General features: G+C 68.1%; 14 protein-coding genes and 1 pseudogene. 13 read left to right on the top strand and 2 right to left on the bottom strand.

Translation table 11 applies throughout. The features are described 5' to 3' along the window. Positions 1 to 88: 88 nt before the first annotated feature. The 4 genes from LL964_RS03505 to LL964_RS03490 all read left to right on the top strand — a co-directional run bounded on the left by LL964_RS03505 (position 89) and on the right by LL964_RS03490 (position 6529). Positions 89 to 1246 carry a nucleoside hydrolase gene (locus LL964_RS03505; protein ID WP_104586352.1) on the top strand — a complete coding sequence of 386 codons (1158 nt, stop codon included), beginning with the start codon at positions 89 to 91 and terminating at the stop codon, positions 1244 to 1246. Between the two features lie 374 nt (positions 1247 to 1620). After that, positions 1621 to 3081: an AtzE family amidohydrolase gene (locus LL964_RS03500; protein WP_104586354.1), complete on the top strand. Its 1461-nt coding sequence runs from the start codon at positions 1621 to 1623 to the stop codon at positions 3079 to 3081. Then, the gene (locus tag LL964_RS03495; RefSeq protein WP_104586356.1) at positions 3081 to 4661 is read left to right on the top strand and encodes a gamma-glutamyltransferase family protein; all 1581 of its coding nucleotides are present in this window, start codon (positions 3081 to 3083) and stop codon (positions 4659 to 4661) included. Before LL964_RS03500 ends, LL964_RS03495 begins: the two co-directional genes overlap by 1 nt. 287 nt (positions 4662 to 4948) lie before the next feature. Next, positions 4949 to 6529: a hypothetical protein gene (locus LL964_RS03490; RefSeq protein ID WP_104586358.1), complete on the top strand. Its 1581-nt coding sequence runs from the start codon at positions 4949 to 4951 to the stop codon at positions 6527 to 6529. Between the two features lie 118 nt (positions 6530 to 6647). Here the strand turns inward: LL964_RS03490 and LL964_RS03485 are convergent, their stop codons facing one another. Further along, on the bottom strand, positions 6648 to 7706 hold the full coding sequence (locus LL964_RS03485; RefSeq protein ID WP_167395233.1) for an alpha/beta fold hydrolase: 1059 nt from the start codon (positions 7704 to 7706) through the stop codon (positions 6648 to 6650). A gap of 203 nt (positions 7707 to 7909) precedes the next feature. On the opposite strand from LL964_RS03485, the gene LL964_RS03480 reads away from it, so the two are divergent. The 9 genes from LL964_RS03480 (at position 7910) to LL964_RS03440 (ending at position 15802) form a co-directional block, all read left to right on the top strand. After that, on the top strand, positions 7910 to 8833 hold the full coding sequence (locus tag LL964_RS03480) for a LysR substrate-binding domain-containing protein (RefSeq protein ID WP_104586360.1): 924 nt from the start codon (positions 7910 to 7912) through the stop codon (positions 8831 to 8833). Positions 8834 to 9184: 351 nt separating this feature from the next. After that, positions 9185 to 10405, top strand: coding sequence for an allantoate amidohydrolase (locus tag LL964_RS03475; RefSeq protein ID WP_230429873.1), 1221 nt, complete (start codon positions 9185 to 9187; stop codon positions 10403 to 10405). After that, a complete protein-coding gene (locus tag LL964_RS03470; RefSeq protein ID WP_104586364.1) occupies positions 10395 to 11651 on the top strand; it encodes a pyridoxal-phosphate-dependent aminotransferase family protein in 1257 nt (418 codons plus the stop codon). The genes LL964_RS03475 and LL964_RS03470 overlap by 11 nt, the downstream gene beginning before the upstream one ends. Then, positions 11648 to 12538: an allantoinase PuuE gene (gene puuE / locus LL964_RS03465; protein ID WP_104586366.1), complete on the top strand. Its 891-nt coding sequence runs from the start codon at positions 11648 to 11650 to the stop codon at positions 12536 to 12538. Before LL964_RS03470 ends, puuE begins: the two co-directional genes overlap by 4 nt. Next, complete coding sequence (gene hpxZ, locus LL964_RS03460; protein ID WP_104586368.1) at positions 12535 to 12930, top strand: oxalurate catabolism protein HpxZ; 396 nt, start codon at positions 12535 to 12537, stop codon at positions 12928 to 12930. Before puuE ends, hpxZ begins: the two co-directional genes overlap by 4 nt. Beyond that, positions 12927 to 13418 carry a 2-oxo-4-hydroxy-4-carboxy-5-ureidoimidazoline decarboxylase gene (gene uraD, locus LL964_RS03455; protein WP_104586370.1) on the top strand — a complete coding sequence of 164 codons (492 nt, stop codon included), beginning with the start codon at positions 12927 to 12929 and terminating at the stop codon, positions 13416 to 13418. Before hpxZ ends, uraD begins: the two co-directional genes overlap by 4 nt. Further along, the gene (gene hpyO, locus LL964_RS03450) at positions 13415 to 14836 is read left to right on the top strand and encodes an FAD-dependent urate hydroxylase HpyO (RefSeq protein WP_104586372.1); all 1422 of its coding nucleotides are present in this window, start codon (positions 13415 to 13417) and stop codon (positions 14834 to 14836) included. Before uraD ends, hpyO begins: the two co-directional genes overlap by 4 nt. Further along, on the top strand, positions 14806 to 15165 hold the full coding sequence (gene uraH, locus LL964_RS03445) for a hydroxyisourate hydrolase (protein ID WP_104586374.1): 360 nt from the start codon (positions 14806 to 14808) through the stop codon (positions 15163 to 15165). Before hpyO ends, uraH begins: the two co-directional genes overlap by 31 nt. Positions 15166 to 15328: 163 nt before the next feature. Next, the gene (locus LL964_RS03440; RefSeq protein ID WP_104586493.1) at positions 15329 to 15802 is read left to right on the top strand and encodes a YehS family protein; all 474 of its coding nucleotides are present in this window, start codon (positions 15329 to 15331) and stop codon (positions 15800 to 15802) included. Positions 15803 to 16140: 338 nt separating this feature from the next. Here the strand turns inward: LL964_RS03440 and LL964_RS03435 are convergent. After that, positions 16141 to 16622 (bottom strand): annotated as a pseudogene (locus tag LL964_RS03435) (DDE-type integrase/transposase/recombinase); the annotation flags it as partial.

The raw sequence follows: 16622 nt of genomic DNA, 5'->3' as shown, positions 1-16622 counted from the left end.
ACGTTTCGTCACACGCAGGGACGCGCCTGCCCACGCAACATCCGCTGCATCTCCACTGCAAGACATCCACCTCCACGACCCAAGCGCAATGACCGCACCTTCTTCCGCCACACCCAGACGCCGCGTCATCCTCGAAGACGATATCGATGGTTTCACCCCCGCGCATGTGCTGCTGTTGCAATCGCCCGAAGTGGAGGTGCTCGGCATCAGCGCGGTCAGCGGCAACATCTGGCGCGACGAGGCGCTGGCGCACACCTGCCGCCTGCTGGAACTCACCGGACACCCGCATATTCCGGTGCTGCCCGGCCCGGTGCACCCGCTGCTCAACAGCGAGGCCGCCACCGAACGTTGGGAAGCGCTGTACGGCAAACTGGTCTGGAAGGGTGCGTGGACCCGGCACTGGGTGGATGGCGACACCGTGCAGAGCGCACCGCGCTATCACGCACACGACGTGGTCCCCGACCTGCCGTTCGGCAACCCCAGCGTGGTGCGCCCCCGCGACGAGCCGGCCGCGTTGTTCATGCTGCGCATGGTGCGCCAGTATCCGGGCGAGGTGAGCATCATTGCCACCGGCCCGCTGACCAATCTGGCGCTGGCACAATCGCTGGACCCGGCCTTCGCCACGCTGGCACGCGAACTGGTCTACATGGGCGGCAGCCTCAATCCGCGGCAGCAACGCAACAGCGTGAGCGCACAGCAATTCGCGCGTGAATTCGTCAATTCGCCCCGCCGCGAATTCAATATCCGCTGGGATCCGGAAGCCGCCCGCATCGTCATGCATGCCCCGTGGCGCAAGATCACCATGGTGCCGGTAGACCCTTCCACCGCCACCGAACTCACCCCGCACCTGCTCGCGCGCATGAGTGCCGCCGACACGGCGATCGGGCATGCGCTGCGCCGGCGCGAGCCGGGCTTCCCGATGTGGGATGAGCTGGCCACGGCACTGTGGCTGCGCCCGGAATTGGCCACACGCACCGAGACGCTGTACATCGACACCAACACCGCCTTCGACGCAGGCTATGGCGACATCCTGTCGTGGGCGCCGGGCTACCAGCCCGGGCTGGGCGAACAGGCGCAGACGGTGGTGCATGCGGTGGATGTGGACGCGTTCGAGCAGTTGCTGGTGGAGCGCCTCACCGCACCGCAGCCGCCGGCCGTGGGCAGACCGTTACCTCCGCTGCCACGGGACGAAGCGGCACGCGGAACAGATGGAGGAGTTGATCACGACGTGTCACGCGTTGCGTAGGTAGATCGCGATCCAGCGCGCGCCTGACGAATCGTCGACCGGCCGGGCACCCTCACCCAAAACCCTCTCCCGCAGGAGAGGGGCAGCTTCCGGGACTGAGACGAAATGACGCCTCATGCCGCCCCCGCATGCTTTGATCGCAAAGGCACCCCAACAATGCAGCTGCAACCCGCATTTCCGCACTTCCATCGAATCCTTCCATCCGCAGCGCGAGCCTCATCCAGTTCTCGACTGCAGTAACCAGATTACTCAGCTCATGCGCTGTATTGCAGTCAATTGCACCGCGTTCCCACGCACCACCAACAAACTCATTGACTGCAATCAACCAAGAAACCCGATTTACCGATTCCCAATTCCCAACCCCAAGGTGACCCATGCAACTCCCAGCGCAGTGGCAAGCCGGCATCGATCGCAATACCGATATCCTGCGCGGCCATGCGCACGTGTTGGCCAGCTTCACCCCGCCACGCGCCGCCACCCATGACACGGCCGGCCCGCGGGGCCAGATCGCGGCCATCGTTGCCACCACGCGCAGCCAGCCCGCGCAAGCCGCGCGCCTGGCCACCCAGACCCTGACGCGCATCCACCAGGCCAACGACCGCCTGTGTGCAATCACCCGCCTGCTGCCGGCACGCGCCGCCGCCGATGCCGCGCGGGTGCAGGCGGCGCTGAGCGGTGGCAGCGATGGCGGCGCACTGGCAGGCGTGCCGTTCGTGGTCAAGGACCTGTTCGATGTTGCCGGCCAGGTCACCACGGCCGGCGCGATGCTGCGTGCGCAGGCCGCACCGGCCAACCGCGATGCGGCGGTGGTGCAGCGCCTGAGCGATGCCGGTGCGGTGCTGATCGGCACCGCCAACATGGACGAATTCGCCTACGGTTTCGCCACCGTCAACGCCCACTACGGCACCACCGCCAACCCGCACGACCATCAGCATCTGGCCGGCGGCTCGTCCGGCGGTTCGGCGGCGGCGGTGGCGGCGGGGCTGGTGCCGTTCGCGCTCGGCTCGGACACCAACGGCTCGATCCGCGTTCCTGCTGCGCTATGCGGCGTGTACGGCCTGCGCCCGACCCATGGCACGGTGCCGCTGCAGGGCGTGTTCCCATTCGTCGAGGCGCTGGATGTGGTCGGTCCATTCGCCACCTCGGTGGCCGATCTGCGCCGCGTGCACGAGGTCGTGTGCGGGCAGCCGCTTGCCACCTGCAACGTGGCCAGCCTGCGCATCGCCCGGCTCGGCGGCTGGTTCCAGCGCAATCTCGACCCCGAGCTGGAGGCCGGCCTGGGTGCGCTGATGCAGGCATGCAATAGCAGTGTGGTGGTCGAGCTGCCCGAGGCCGAACGCGCGCGCGCGGCCGCCTTCGTGCTGACCGCGGCCGAAGGCGGCTATCGTCATCGCGCCGCGTTGAGCAGCCATGCCGAGCAGTTCGACCCGGCCACGCGCGATCGCCTGCTGGCGGGGCTGCAACTGCCGGCGAGCGCGGTGGCCGATGCACAGGCGTTCGCGTGCTGGTTCGCCAGCGCAATGCAGGCGCTATGGGACGAGGTGGACGTGCTGATCGCGCCCACCACGCCGTGCGTGGCGCCGCGTATCGATCAGGACACCATCCAGATCGATGGCCTGCCGGTCTCCGCCCGCGCCAACCTGGGCATCTTCACCCAGCCGCTCGGCCTGGCCGGCTGCCCGGTGCTGGCCGCACCGCTGCCGCGTCCGGGCCGGCTGCCCCTGGGCGTGCAGTTGATTGCCGCGCCCGGCCGCGAAGATCGCCTGTTCGCACTGGCCGCGCGGCTCGAACGCGATGGTGTGCTCGCCTTCAGCCCGCCAGCGGAGATGCCCTGATGCTGCAGACCTTGCGTGCCCGCCGTGGCATGGTCGTGGCCCCCCACCATCTGGCCGCGCAGGCCGGCCGCGATGTCCTGTGCGATGGCGGCACTGCGGTGGAAGCCGCCGTTGCCACCGCCGCCTGCCTGGCGGTGGTGTATCCGCACATGACCGGCATCGGCGGCGACGGCTTCTGGCTGATCCATGAACCCGACGGCCGCGTGCATGCCATCGACGCCTGCGGCCGCGCCGCGCAGGCCGCCACGCGCGCGTTCTACCGCGGCCACACCAGCATCCCCTGGCGCGGCCCCGGCGCGGCCAACACCGTGGCCGGCACGGTCTCCGGATGGGCGCTGGCCCTGCAGCACGCCGGCGGCAGCCTGCCGCTGCCACGCGTGTTGCGCGATGCCATCGTGCATGCACACGCCGGCGTGCCGGTCACGCTGGGCGGTGCGCAGATCGCGGCAGACAAGGGAGCCGAACTGCGCGCACAGCCAGGTGCCTATGCCGAGATCTTCGAACCGCATGGCGCGCCGCTGCGCGAAGGCGAGCTGTTGACGCAGCGGCAATTGGCCACCACCTTGCACCGCCTCGCCGAGGATGGACTGGACAGCTTCTATCGTGGCGCACTCGCCGCCGACATCGCCGCCGACCTGCACGCGCTGGGCAGCCCGCTGCGGGCGCACGACCTGGCACAACATCGTGCCGAGGCCAGCGTCCCCTTGTCGGTGGCCCTGCACGGCGCGCGTGTCTACAACCATGCGCCGCCGACCCAGGGCCTGGCATCGCTGCTGATCCTTGCGCTGTTCGAGCGGCTGCATGCGGACGATGCCGACAGTTTTGCGCATCTGCATGGCCTGGTCGAAGCCACCAAACAGGCCTTCCTGATCCGCGACGCGCATGTCGGCGACCCGGCGTGGATGACGCTGGATGCCCAGGCGTTGCTGGACGATGCGCAGGCGCTGGATGGCTTGGCCGCACGCATCGACATGGCCCGCGCCATGTCCTGGCCGCATCCTTCGCAGGCCGGCGACACCGTCTGGTTCGGCGCCATCGACGCCGCCGGGCGCGCGGTCAGCTGCATCCAGTCCACCTATTTCGAATTCGGCTCCGGCCTGGTGCTGCCACGCACCGGCATTACCTGGCAGAACCGCGGCTGCAGCTTCCGGCTCGCCGACGACGGCTGGAATGCGCTGGCACCCGGTCGCAAACCCTTCCACACCCTCAATCCCGCAATGGCCGTGTTCGACGACGGCCGCGTCATGGCCTACGGCACCATGGGCGGCGAAGGCCAGCCGCAGACCCAGGCCGCGATCTTCTCGCGCTACGCCCGCTACGGCATGCCGCTGCAACAGGCCGTCACCGCACCGCGCTGGCTGCTGGGCCGCACCTGGGGGCAGGACAGCACATCACTGAAGCTGGAAGACCGCTTCGATCCGGCACTGGTGCAGGCACTGCGCGCGGCTGGACATGTGGTGGAACTGCTGCCGGCGTTCACCTCGGTGATGGGCCACGCCGGTGCCTTGGTGCGCGGCGCCGATGGCACCATCAGCGCCGCGAGCGACCCGCGCTCGGATGGCGCGGCAGCAGGGTGGTGAAGCCTGAACCTGGTTGCATAGCCACACGCAGACAGCGAGTGCGTCCGTCTGTCATCCGACCTGCTGTCACCTACCTGCGCAATGCTGCCCTGATGGACACCAGCGGACGCAACAATGCGCACGATCACCCGATGACGCTCCCGCCACAGCATGCCCCCTGCCGATCGCGCGCAGCGTGCCGCGATCTGTGCACGGCATCGCATGGCGATCGTATCGGGAACGCTACGCTCATCGCTGCGCCGTGATACGGCATCTCGCACGGGAAGGACACAGTGGCGACACTCAGCGTGGCAATCGAAGTACTGAACACTCCGCCCACCGCCGTATCGTCCAAAGGCGTCGGCATCTGTCTGTCCGGCGGTGGCAGCCGCGCGCTGTCGTGCGCAATGGGGCAGCTGCGCGGATTACGCCATCTGGGATTGCTCGACAAGGTCAGCGCGATCTCCTCGGTCTCCGGTGGCACATGGGCCAACGTGGTGTTCAGTTACCTGCCGGAATCGATCAGCGACGACGAATTGCTCGGCCCGGTGATGCTGGATCCGGCGCAACTCACCCTGGACGTACTGGCGCAGATGGCGCCGAACAATCTGGGCCAGGTGCCATACCGCTTGGGCACCTTGCCGATCCTCGACGAACTTGCCGAGTATCGCTCGACCCAGCGCTACGCGCCCTCGGACATGTGGCAAGCGGTGATCGGCAAGCTGGTGCTGCAGGATTTCGGCCTGTGGAATCCGGACGCCACGGGGGTCGATCCGCATTGCTTCACCGGCACCGTCTCGCCTGCGGCGGACAGCGCATCCGCGCAAGGCGCGAACTTGCCCATCAGCAAGGCCTACACCGTGCGTCCCGGGCGCCCGTTGCCGATCTTCAATACCTCGCTCTTCCTCAACGATAGCCCGACCGCCGAACTGGTGCCGTTCGAGGCCAGCAATGTCCTCGGCGTACGCGCCAGCTTCGTGAACCGGCCAGGGCAGCTGGGAGCGGTCGGCGGCGGGTTGATCGAATCGTTTGCGATGGGCAGCGAGTACCTGAGCGACGATGGTCCCGACCGGGTTATCGCCAGCGTGCCAACGCGTGCCTTCAGCCTCAACGATATCGCCGGCTGCAGCAGCATGGCACCGGCCGAAGACTTCGAAGAACGATTCCCCGAGGTCAACGGACTGGTGCCACGCTATCCGTACTGGCCGGTGAACGACCGCCAGCCGCGCGACACGCAGACGTACCGCTTCGCCGACGGTGGCAACCTGGAGAATCTGGGAATCACGCCGCTGCTCGCGCGTGGCTTTGCGCGTCTGCTGGTGTTCGTCAATTCCGATCAAGGCGTGAACGTGGATCCGGAATCGGGCGAGATCGTGGTGGCCGATGCGCTGCCGCCGCTGTTCGGGCTGCAACCGTTCTGCGAGAAAACCCGAAGCTATCCGGTCTACTCCGACACGCAGCCGGACGAAGGTGCCAATCGCATGTTCCGCCATAACCAGGTGTTCGAAACGACGGCATTCACGTCACTGCAGCAGGGCCTGCTGGCTGCCAAGAGGGCAGGCGGCTCCCTGCTGGTAAGGCAGACCCTGGCAGTGTTGCAGAACGCATGGTTCAACGTGCCTGCGCAGCCGTCGGTCGAGGTCCTGTGGGTCTACAACGACTCGGTGCATGCATGGTGGAAACAATTGCCTGACGCAACGCAGATCGAACTGGATCTGCAGAGCGTGGACGATTTCCCGCTGTACGGCACCGTCACCCAGCTGCATCTCTCGCACCCGCTGGTCAACGCCGTGGCGCACCTGAGTTGCTGGAATCTTGCTTCCGACAGCACCGTCGGCAATCCCGACGGTCAGACCAATGCCGATGTGGTGCGCAGCCTGTTTGCATGACGCATGCATACGTCCGGCCGCGATGGCTGGCCGGGCGCAGCGTCGCATGGCCGCCGGGCAGTCGCCACAGGAGCGCAGGTGCGTCGCCGCTCCCGAACATCGCCCTGATGCCGAGGCCTCAGCCCGCACCCTTCAGCGCGCGCGGCAGGAACTCGCCGATGATCTGCGCGATCTCGGTTGCGTGCGTTTCCAGCGCGAAGTGTCCGGTATCGAGCAGATGCACCTCGGCATGCGGCAGATCCTTGCGATACGCCTGCGCGCCGGCCGGAACGAACGCCGGATCGTGCCTGCCCCAGACCGCCAGCAAGGGCGGCTGGTGCGCGCGAAAGTAGGCCTGGAATGCGGGATAGGCCTGCGGGTTGCTGCGGTAGTCGAGAATCAGGTCCAGCTGAATTTCCTCGGCATCCGGGCGCGCCATGTAGGCGATATCCAGGGTATAGCCATCGGGCGAGAGCCTGCTCGGGTCGGCACCGGTGCCGTACTGCCAGTCGCGGATGGTCTGCGGCGATAACGACGCGCGACAGGCCTCGCGATTGGCGGCGCTCGGTTCACGCCAGTACGCCTGCCAGGCATCCCATTGGTCGCTGAATCCCTCCAGATAGGCATTGCCGTTCTGGCTGATGATGGCGGTGACCTTGTGCGGGTTTGCGGCCGCAAGGCGCAGGCCCACCGGCGCGCCGTAATCGAACACATAGAGCGCGTAGCGGCTCAGGCCCAGCGCCTCGGTGAAGCCTTCGATCACCTTGTACAGGTTGTCGAAGGTGTAGGCGAACTGCCCGCGCGGCGGTGCCTGGGTATTGCCGAAGCCGGGCAGATCCGGGGCGATCAGCCGGTATCGGCGTGCCAGCAACGGCATCAGGTCGCGGAACATGTGGCTGGCACTGGGAAAGCCATGCAACAGCAACAGCACCGGCGCGTCCTTGCGGCCGGCTTCGCGATAGAACACCTGGACATCGCCAACCTGTTGGGTGCGATAACTGATCTGGTACGCGGGGTCGTGTGACATGCGGGCTCCTTCGAAGCGTGGGGAATGGGCGTCGGAGGCATCGGCGGCAGGCAGCACGCACGCGCCCAACGCAGAGGCGGTGGCGATCCAGCACACGCGCAGGAAACTGCGGCGGTCGTGTATCGGCGGCGCGCCGAACGGCGTGTAGCTCGTCTGTGTCGCGGTGTGCATGTCGATGCCGATCCAGGCGGATCCGGTGGATTGCCGGCCATGCTAGACGTGGCATCCGGACGCGGGAACCACCGTGCGGCTCAATGCAGCATTGCGCGGCACGCAATGCTGCGCCCGGTGGTCGCGTTCGCTGACCGATATGCGGTGCGCTCGCGTCTGCAGTCCGGTCACGGCGGGCTGCTAGGCTTTGCGCCTTGTCGAGGATGGTTGGCGAAGGCGAGGCAGCGGTGGATCGCATCCAGGAAATGACGCTATTTGCGGCGATTGCCGACCACCCCAGCTTTGCCGGCGTGGCGCGTCACCTCGGCATTTCCACCGCGACGGTCACGCGCACCATCGCGCAGATGGAGCACCGCCTCGGCGTGCTGCTGGTGGTGCGCAGCACCCGCACCATGCGACTGACCGATGCCGGCCAGCAGTACGCCAGCGATTGCCGGCGTCTGTTGGCCGAGCTGGAGGATGCCGAGAACCGTGCCGCCGGCCTGCACGCGCTACCCAGCGGCTTGCTGACGGTGACCGCACCGCAGATGTTCGGCACCCTGCATGTGATGCCGGTGGTCACCCGCTTCCTGGAGCGCTATCCGCAGGTGCAGGTGCGCGCCATCCTGCTCGATCGGGTGATGGCGCTGCTGGACGAAGGCATCGATGTCGCCGTGCGCATCGGCGCGCTGCCCGATTCGTCGCTGACCGCCATCCCGGTCGGCACCGTCCGCCGGATGGTCTGCGCCACGCCCGGCTATCTGCGCACGCATGGCATGCCCTCGCATCCGGATGCCCTGATCCACCATACGGCCGTGGCGATCTCATCGGCCGAACGCGCACCACGCTGGCCGTTCCGGGTGGACGGGCGCGAGCAGCTGGTGGACGTGGCCGCTCGGCTCAGCGTGAACGCTTCCGGCGCCGCCATCCACGCCGCACTGCAGGGCTGGGGGCTGATCCAGGTGCCGTCCTACCAGGTGCGCGATCACCTGCGCAGCGGTCGGCTCGCCTGCGTGCTGGACGCGTTCGAGATCGCGCCCGAACCGGTGCATGTGGTGCACGTGCAAGGACGCCGCGGCTCGTCCAAGGTGCGTCGCTTCGTCGACGAGTGTGTCCAGGCCTTGCGGCAGGTGCTTGAGCAGCCCTGACGCGTGTCGGGCTGTCGCTGATCGGACGTGACGGCACTTGATATTCGCCGGACCGCAGCACGTCCGCCTGGTGCCATCGCCGGATCACGCAGGCACACCGCTGGCCGGCAATCCGCCGCGAACCCCGATCCAGAAACCACCAATCCCGTGTTGCATTTTTTGCAGCGCGAGCGCGCGAAAAAACTCTTTGATGGCGACAGGACCGGCTCCCTATAGTCGAACCGTTCCCCGTTCGCCTGCCATTGGGCCGTCTCCGGCGTCTCGATGGCCTCACCGGTCCCGTCGATGCTTGCTGCCGCGCCGTTCTCATTGCCTGCCGCCGACCACGCCTGTACCGGCGGCGCGCGTGCCGTGGCGCGTTGCGATCAACTCGGCGTCGCCCCGTACAGCGACACGCCGACCGGGCTGTTCCGCGCCTGGCTCAGCCCCGCCTACCGCGCCGCAGTCGCGCAGGTGGGCGAGTGGATGCGCCAGGCCGGCATGCAGGTCCGGCTGGATGCCGCAGCCAATCTGATCGGCCGCTACGAGGCGGTGCGGCCAGACGCACCGGCGCTGCTGGTCGGCAGCCATCTGGACAGCGTACGCGACGCCGGGCGCTACGACGGCCCGCTCGGCATCCTGCTCGGGATCGAGTGCGTCGCTGCGCTGCAGGCGCAGGCGCGCCGGCTGCCCTTCGCCATCGAGGTCGTTGCGTTCGGCGACGAGGAAGGCTCGCGCTTCCCGGCCTCCATGTTCTGCAGCCGCGCGGTGGCCGGCACGCTCGATCCGGGCGCGCTGGCGCTGAGCGACGCGGCCGGCATCGATGTCGCCAGCGCGTTGGCACAATGGGATCTGGACATCGCGCAGATCCACCACGCCGCGCGCGCACCTGGCAGCGTGCTGGCGTATCTGGAAACGCATATCGAACAAGGCCCTGTGCTCGAAGCCGAAGACCTGCCGGTGGGTATTGTCACTGCGATCGCCGCACAGCGGCGTTTTGCGCTGCGGTTTGAAGGCCGCGCCGGGCATGCCGGTACCACCACGATGGCACTGCGTCGCGATGCCTTGAGCGCCGCGGCCGACGCACTGCTGGCGATCGAACGCATCGCGCGCGATGGCAGCAACGATCTGGTGGCCACCGTCGGCAGACTGCAGGTTGCTCCCGGTGCGATCAACGTGGTGCCCGGCCGCGTGGACTGCACGCTGGATGTCCGCGCCGGCGATGACGCCACCCGCGATGCCGCAGTGCGCGACATCGCACATGCGCTGGCCGGCATCGGCGCCGCACGCGGCGTCGCCGTCGCCATCGAGCCGCTGCAGACCCTCGCCGCCAGCCCCTGCGCACCGGCACTGATCGACCGGCTGGAACAGGCCGTGGCGGCGCATGGCATCCGCCCGCGGCGCCTGGTCTCCGGCGCCGGCCACGATGCGATGACGATGGCCGCGCTGTGTCCCACCGCGATGCTGTTCGTGCGCTGCGCCGGCGGCATCAGCCACCATCCGGACGAACACGTCGACCCGGCCGATGCCGAGGTCGCACTGGCGGTCATGCGCCACTTCATCGAACAGCTGGGAGATTTCCTTGTCGCCTGACCTGCGCCACCTGCACACCTTCGCCGAACTCGATCCGCCACAGCGGCTGCTGATGGGACCGGGCCCGGTCAACGCGCATCCGCGCGTGTTGCGCGCGATGGCGGCCGACCTGCTGGGGCAGTTCGATCCGGAAATGACCGGCTACATGAACGAGGTGATGGCGCTATACCGGCCGCTGTTCGGCACCGACAACCGCTGGACGTTCCTGGTCGACGGCACCGCACGCGCCGGCATCGAGGCGGCGCTGGTGTCGCTGGTGAAGCCGGGCGATCGCGTGCTGGTGATCGACTTCGGCCGCTTCGGGCTGCTGCTTACCGAGATCCTGCAACGCCTGGGCGCGCAGGTGCACCGCGTGGAAGCACCGTGGGGCGAGGTGGTGCCGCTGGAGGCGATCGGCGAGGCGATCGAACGCGTTGCGCCCGCGTTGGTGGCCACCGTGCACGGCGATACTTCCACCACCATGGCGCAGCCACTCGATGGCCTGGGCGCGCTGTGTCGCGCAGCCGGTGCGCTGAGTTATGTCGATGCCACCGCGACCATCGGCGGGATGGAGATCGCCAGCGACCGCTGGGACGTGGACGTGGTCACCGGCGGCCTGCAGAAATGCCTGGGCGGGCCGTCCGGCTCGGCGCCGATCACCGTGTCCGAACAGGCGGCCGAGGCGATCTTCGCGCGGCGGCATGTCGAGCGCGGCATCGTGCGCGCCGACATCGCCGATGGCCGTGGCCCGCGCATCGCGTCCAACTATTTCGACCTGGCCATGATCATGGATTACTGGTCGGACAAGCGCCTCAATCACCACACCGAAGCCACCACCATGCTGTACGGCGCGCGCGAATGCGCACGCGTTGCATTGCAGGAAGGCCTGCATGCGCGCTTCGCCCGCCACGCCGCTGCCGGCCGCGCGGTGAGTGCGGGCGTGCGCGCGATGGGGCTGGAGGTGTTCGGCAGCGACGCGCACCGCATGACCAACGTCACCGGTGTGGTGATTCCGCCGGGCATCGACAACGATGCGGTGCGGCGACGCATGCGCGAAGACTTCGAGATCGAGATCGGCACCGCGTTCGGGCCGTTGCAAGGCAGGATCTGGCGCATCGGCGCCATGGGCTACAACGCGATGAAGCACAAGGTGCTGATCACCCTGGCCGCACTGGAGGCGGTGCTGCGGGCAGAAGGCTACGCCTGCACGCCAGGCCTGGCGGTGGAAGCGGCACTGGCCGCCTGGCACGCGGAGCCGGCGGCATGAGTGCCGCGCGCGACCTGGTCGGCTACGGCGCCACGCCGCCCCCGGCGCACTGGCCCGGAGGCGCACGCATCGCGGTGCAGTTCGTGGTCAATTACGAAGAAGGCGCGGAGAACTGCGTGCTCAACGGCGATGCCGGCTCCGAGGCCTTCCTGTCGGAGATGGTCGGCGCCCAGGCACAGCCCGGCGCGCGCGCCATGGCGATGGAAAGCCTGTACGAATACGGCAGCCGCGCCGGCTTCTGGCGGCTGCATCGGCTTTTCACCGCACGCGCGCTGCCGGTGACGGTGTTCGGGGTGGCCAGCGCATTGGCCTGCAACCCGGACGCGGTGGCGGCGATGCAGGCGGCCGACTGGGAAATCGCCAGCCATGGGCTGCGCTGGATCGACTATCAACAGGTGTCCGAACACATCGAGCGCGCGCACATCGCCGAGGCCATCGCCGTGCACACCCGCGTCACCGGCAGCCGGCCGCTGGGCTGGTACCAGGGCCGCACCAGCCCGAACACCGCGCGACTGATCGCCGAGGAAGGTGGCTTCGTCTACGACGCCGACAGCTATGCCGACGACCTGCCGTATTACGACACCCGCCACGGCCGTGCGCAATTGGTCGTGCCTTATACGCTGGATGCCAACGACATGAAATTCGTCGCCTACAACGGCTTCGCCGATGGCGAGCCGTTCTTCCGTTACCTGCGCGATGGCTTCGAGCAGTTGCGTAGCGAGGGCGGGCGCATGCTCTCCATCGGCCTGCACGGGCGCATCGCCGGCAAACCGGCGCGCGCGGCGGCATTGGCCCGTTTCGTCGATCACGTGCTGGCCAGCGGCGACGCCTGGGTGGCGCGCCGGATCGATATCGCCCGCCATTGGCTGCAGGTGCATCCGGCATGAGCATCGATGCAGCGCAGATCGATCTGCCCGAGGTCATCGCGCAGGTGAGCGCGGCCTTCCACGCCTACGAGGACGCCTTGATGCGCGATGACATCGCCGCGATGGATGCGCTGTTTCATGCAGCGCCCAGCACCGTGCGCTACGGCGTGGGCGAGGTGCTGTACGGCATCGACGCGATCCGCGCGTTTCGCATCGGCCGCGGTGGCTCGCCGCAGCGCCGGCTGACGCAGGTGCAGGTGCATGGCTTCGGCCAGGATTTCGCCACCACGCATGCAGAATTCGTTCGCGAGGGCAGCAGTGCGCGCGGGCGGCAAAGTCAGAGCTGGGTGCGTTTTGCCGATGGCTGGAAGGTGGTGGCCGCGCACGTCTCGCTGCAGGGCACGCACGCATGAGCGTGGTCGACGACCGCGTTCTGGACGATGCCGCCTTCGTGGCGCGCTACCGCGACCTGTTCGAGCATTCGCCTTGGGTGGTCGAGCGCGCGGTGCGGCGGCGGCCGTTCGACGATGTGCATGTCGGCTTGATGCAGGTCGTCTACGAGGCCTCGCCGGAAGATCAGGTCGCGCTGATCCGTGCGCATCCGGAACTGGCCGGCAAGGCGGCGATCGATCGCACGCTCACCGCCACCTCGGCTGCAGAGCAGGCCTCGGCAGGCCTGGATCGGCTGAGCGAAGCCGAGTTCAGGCGCTTCCACGCGCTCAATCAGGCGTATCGTCATCGCTTCGGCTTTCCGTTCGTGATCTGCGTGCGGTTGCACGACAAGGCCGGCATCCTCGCCGCGCTGGAACGCCGCCTGGAGGCGACGCGCCGCGAGGAAATCGCCACCGCCCTCGCCGAGATCGGCAGCATCGTGCAGCTTCGTCTGGAGGCATTGCCATGAGCCTGGCCCACCTCGAACGCGAGATCGCCCGCGACCTGCAACGCCTGGCCCACGGCGGCGAGACCTGGGTGGCCCCGCGCGTGCATCCGGCCGGGCATGTCTATGACGCCATCATCGTCGGCGCCGGGCAGAGCGGCCTGGGCGCGGCGTTCGCGCTGCAACGCGAGCGCGTGCACAACCTGCTGGTCATCGACGAAAACCCGGCCGGGCAGGAAGGCCCGTGGGTGACCTATGCGCGCATGCAGACGCTGCGCACGCCCAAGCAGATCACCTCGATCGATCTGGGCATCGCGTCGCTCACCTTCCGCGCGTGGTGGGAGGCGCAGCACGGCAGCGCCGGCTGGGACGCGCTGGACAAGATCCCGCGCGGCGCCTGGATGGACTATCTGCGCTGGTACCGCGCGGTGTTGCGGCTGCCGGTGCGCAATGCGACCCGGTTGGTGCGGGTGGAGCCCAACGTGGCGCCGGGCATCCACCGCCTGCATCTGGCGATGGGCGCGCCGCTGCTGACGCGCAAGCTGATCCTGGCCACCGGCATCCAGGGTGGCGGCCAGTGGGTAGTCCCCGAGTGGATCGCCCGCGCCCTGCCCGCGCACCGCTACGCGCATACCTCCGGCCCCATCGACTACGCCGCGCTGGCCGGCCGGCGCGTGGGGATCCTGGGCGGCGGCGCCTCGGCGTTCGACAATGCCTGCTTCGCGCTGGAACAGGGCGTGGCCTGCGCGGAGGTGTTCGTCCGGCGGAGCGAACTGCCGCGCATCAACCCGTTCCGGCATATGGAACAGGCCGGCATCATCCCGCGCTTTCTCGCCCTGCCGGATGCGGACAAGTACCGCATGATGGCCAGCTTCTTCGCGCACAACCAACCTCCCACCAACGACACCTTCCAGCGCGCCTGCGCGCATGCCGGCTTCGCACTGCATGCGGGTGCACCGTGGCAGGAGGTGGCCGAACGCGATGGCGCGGTGGTGGTGCGCACGCCGCAGGGCGAACACCGCTTCGATTTCCTCGCCATCGCCACCGGGCTGGTCACCGACCCGCAGCTGCGCCCGGAACTGGCCGCGCTGTCCGGGCGCATCGCCTGCTGGGCCGACCGCTACCAGCCGCCGCCAGGCCAGGCCAATGCGGTGCTGGACGCGCACCCCTACCTCGGGCCGGGTTTCGAGCTGCTGCCGCGCGCGCCGGAAGATGCCGCCCTGCTGCACGGGCTGTTCGCCTTCAACTACTCGGCGCTGATCAATCACGGCCCCTCGGCCGCGGCCCTGTCCGGGCTCAAGGTCGCGCTGCCACGGCTGGCACGCGCGGTGGCCGACCAGTTGTTCCTGGACGACCGCCAGGCCATCGTCGATGGCTACCTGGCCTACGACCAACCCGAATTCGTCGGCCAATGGCCACAGCCGTCCCAGGCGGTGGCATGAGCACGCTATCCACCCACGTGCTGGACACCGCGCGAGGACGTCCCGCAGCCGGCGTGTCGCTGCGCCTGTTCGCCGGCCAGGCGCTGCGCCTGGAAGCGGTCACCGATGCGGACGGGCGCTGCCCGGCGCTGGCCGCCCTGACCCTGGCACCGGGCCACTACCGGCTGGAATTCGCGGTGGCCGGCTACTGGCGCGCCAACGGCGCCGCGCTGGCCGATCCACCCTTCCTGGACGTGGTGCCGATCGCGTTCGGCATCGCTGACGATGGCCACTACCACGTGCCACTGCTGCTTTCCCCGTACGGCTATTCCACCTATCGCGGCAGCTGAGCGCGCTGCGGCGCCCCGGCAGCCGGGGCCGCATTGCCCCAACGCTCACGCCACCCGCCGCGCCTCCGGCGCGCAGGATGCGCTGGCCCCATGTCAGGCCGGTTTCATGCAAGCCCCGTAGAATGGCCGCTTTCCGGCCGCGGGCCGGGGCACCGGAATGGTCATGATCCACAACGATGTACTGCGCAGCATTCGCTACATGCTCGATCTCAGCGACGACAAGGTGGTGCAGATCACCCACCTGGCCGACCCGCAGTTCGCGCTCGACAAGCCGCAGGTACAGGCCTGGCTGAAGAAGGAAGACGAGCCCGGTTTCGAACCCTGCACCGATGCGATGCTGGCGCGCTTCCTGGACGGGCTGGTGCTGCGCTTCCGTGGCCGCGACGAGAGCCAGCCGCCACGGCCACTGGAGGCGCGCGTCGGCAACAACCTGGTGCTGAAGAAGCTGCGCGTGGCCTTCGAGCTGAAGGATGTCGACATGCACGCCATCTTCGCCGGTGCCGGCTTTCCGCTTTCCAAGCCGGAACTCTCCGCACTGTTCCGCCAGCCCGGTCACAAGAATTTCCGCCCCTGCGGCGATCAGCTGCTGCGTGCCTTTCTCAAGGGCCTGACCGCGCGGGTGCGCGAAGCGGGTTGATGCCTGGGTGCTGAGGTTGGCCTGGCCTGGCTTGATCGTCCGACAACGCTGCGACTTGAATGCGTCATTGCAGCGCAGCTGTCCTGTGTCTCGAAGTGACTGGTGTCGATAGATCGATCGTGGAGCGGTCGATCTGCTGCCTGGCCGCAAGGCCCTTGCCCGTCCACCATCGCAGGACACCCCGTAAGTATGTCCTTGTAGGCTCTTGTGCGGCATCCATGCCGCGTAAGGTCCCGCAACGGTGGGCGAACAAGGACCAGTCGAGGGCATCGGTGCGCAGGGTGTAGCACTGCATGAGGTGAACCGCCCCGGCTTTCCCGGAGACTCCTTGGTTTGAGTCACGCCGACATGGCGGACTCGTTGGGTTGCTTGTGTTTGGAATAATAGTTGGCTTCGGCCTCGGCCGGTGGGATGCTGCCGATCGGCTCAAGCAAGCGGCGATTGTTGAACCAATCGACCCAGGTGAGCGTGGCCCACTCGACCTCCTCGCGCGTGCGCCAGGACGACTTGCGGTGGATCACCTCGGCCTTGTACAGGCCGTTGATGGTCTCGGCCAGTGCGTTGTCGTAGGAGTCCCCCACACTGCCCACCGAGGGCTCCAGGCCGGCCTCGGCGAGCCGCTCGGTGTAGCCGAGGGCTCCAGGCCGGCCTCGGCGAGCCGCTCGGTGTAGCGGATCGAGACGTACTGCACGCCCCGGTCGCTGTGGTGGATCAAACGATCCGGGCCGACCGGCTTCCTGGCATACAGCGCCTGTTCGAGCGCATCGAGCACGAAGTCGGTCTGCATCGATGACGATGCTTTCCAGCCCACGATCCGGCG

Origin of the sequence: Xanthomonas melonis, from assembly GCF_020783655.1 — a bacterium.
Taxonomy (GTDB): Bacteria; Pseudomonadota; Gammaproteobacteria; order Xanthomonadales; family Xanthomonadaceae; genus Xanthomonas; species Xanthomonas melonis.
This window is presented reverse-complemented; position numbering and strand designations above follow the sequence as displayed.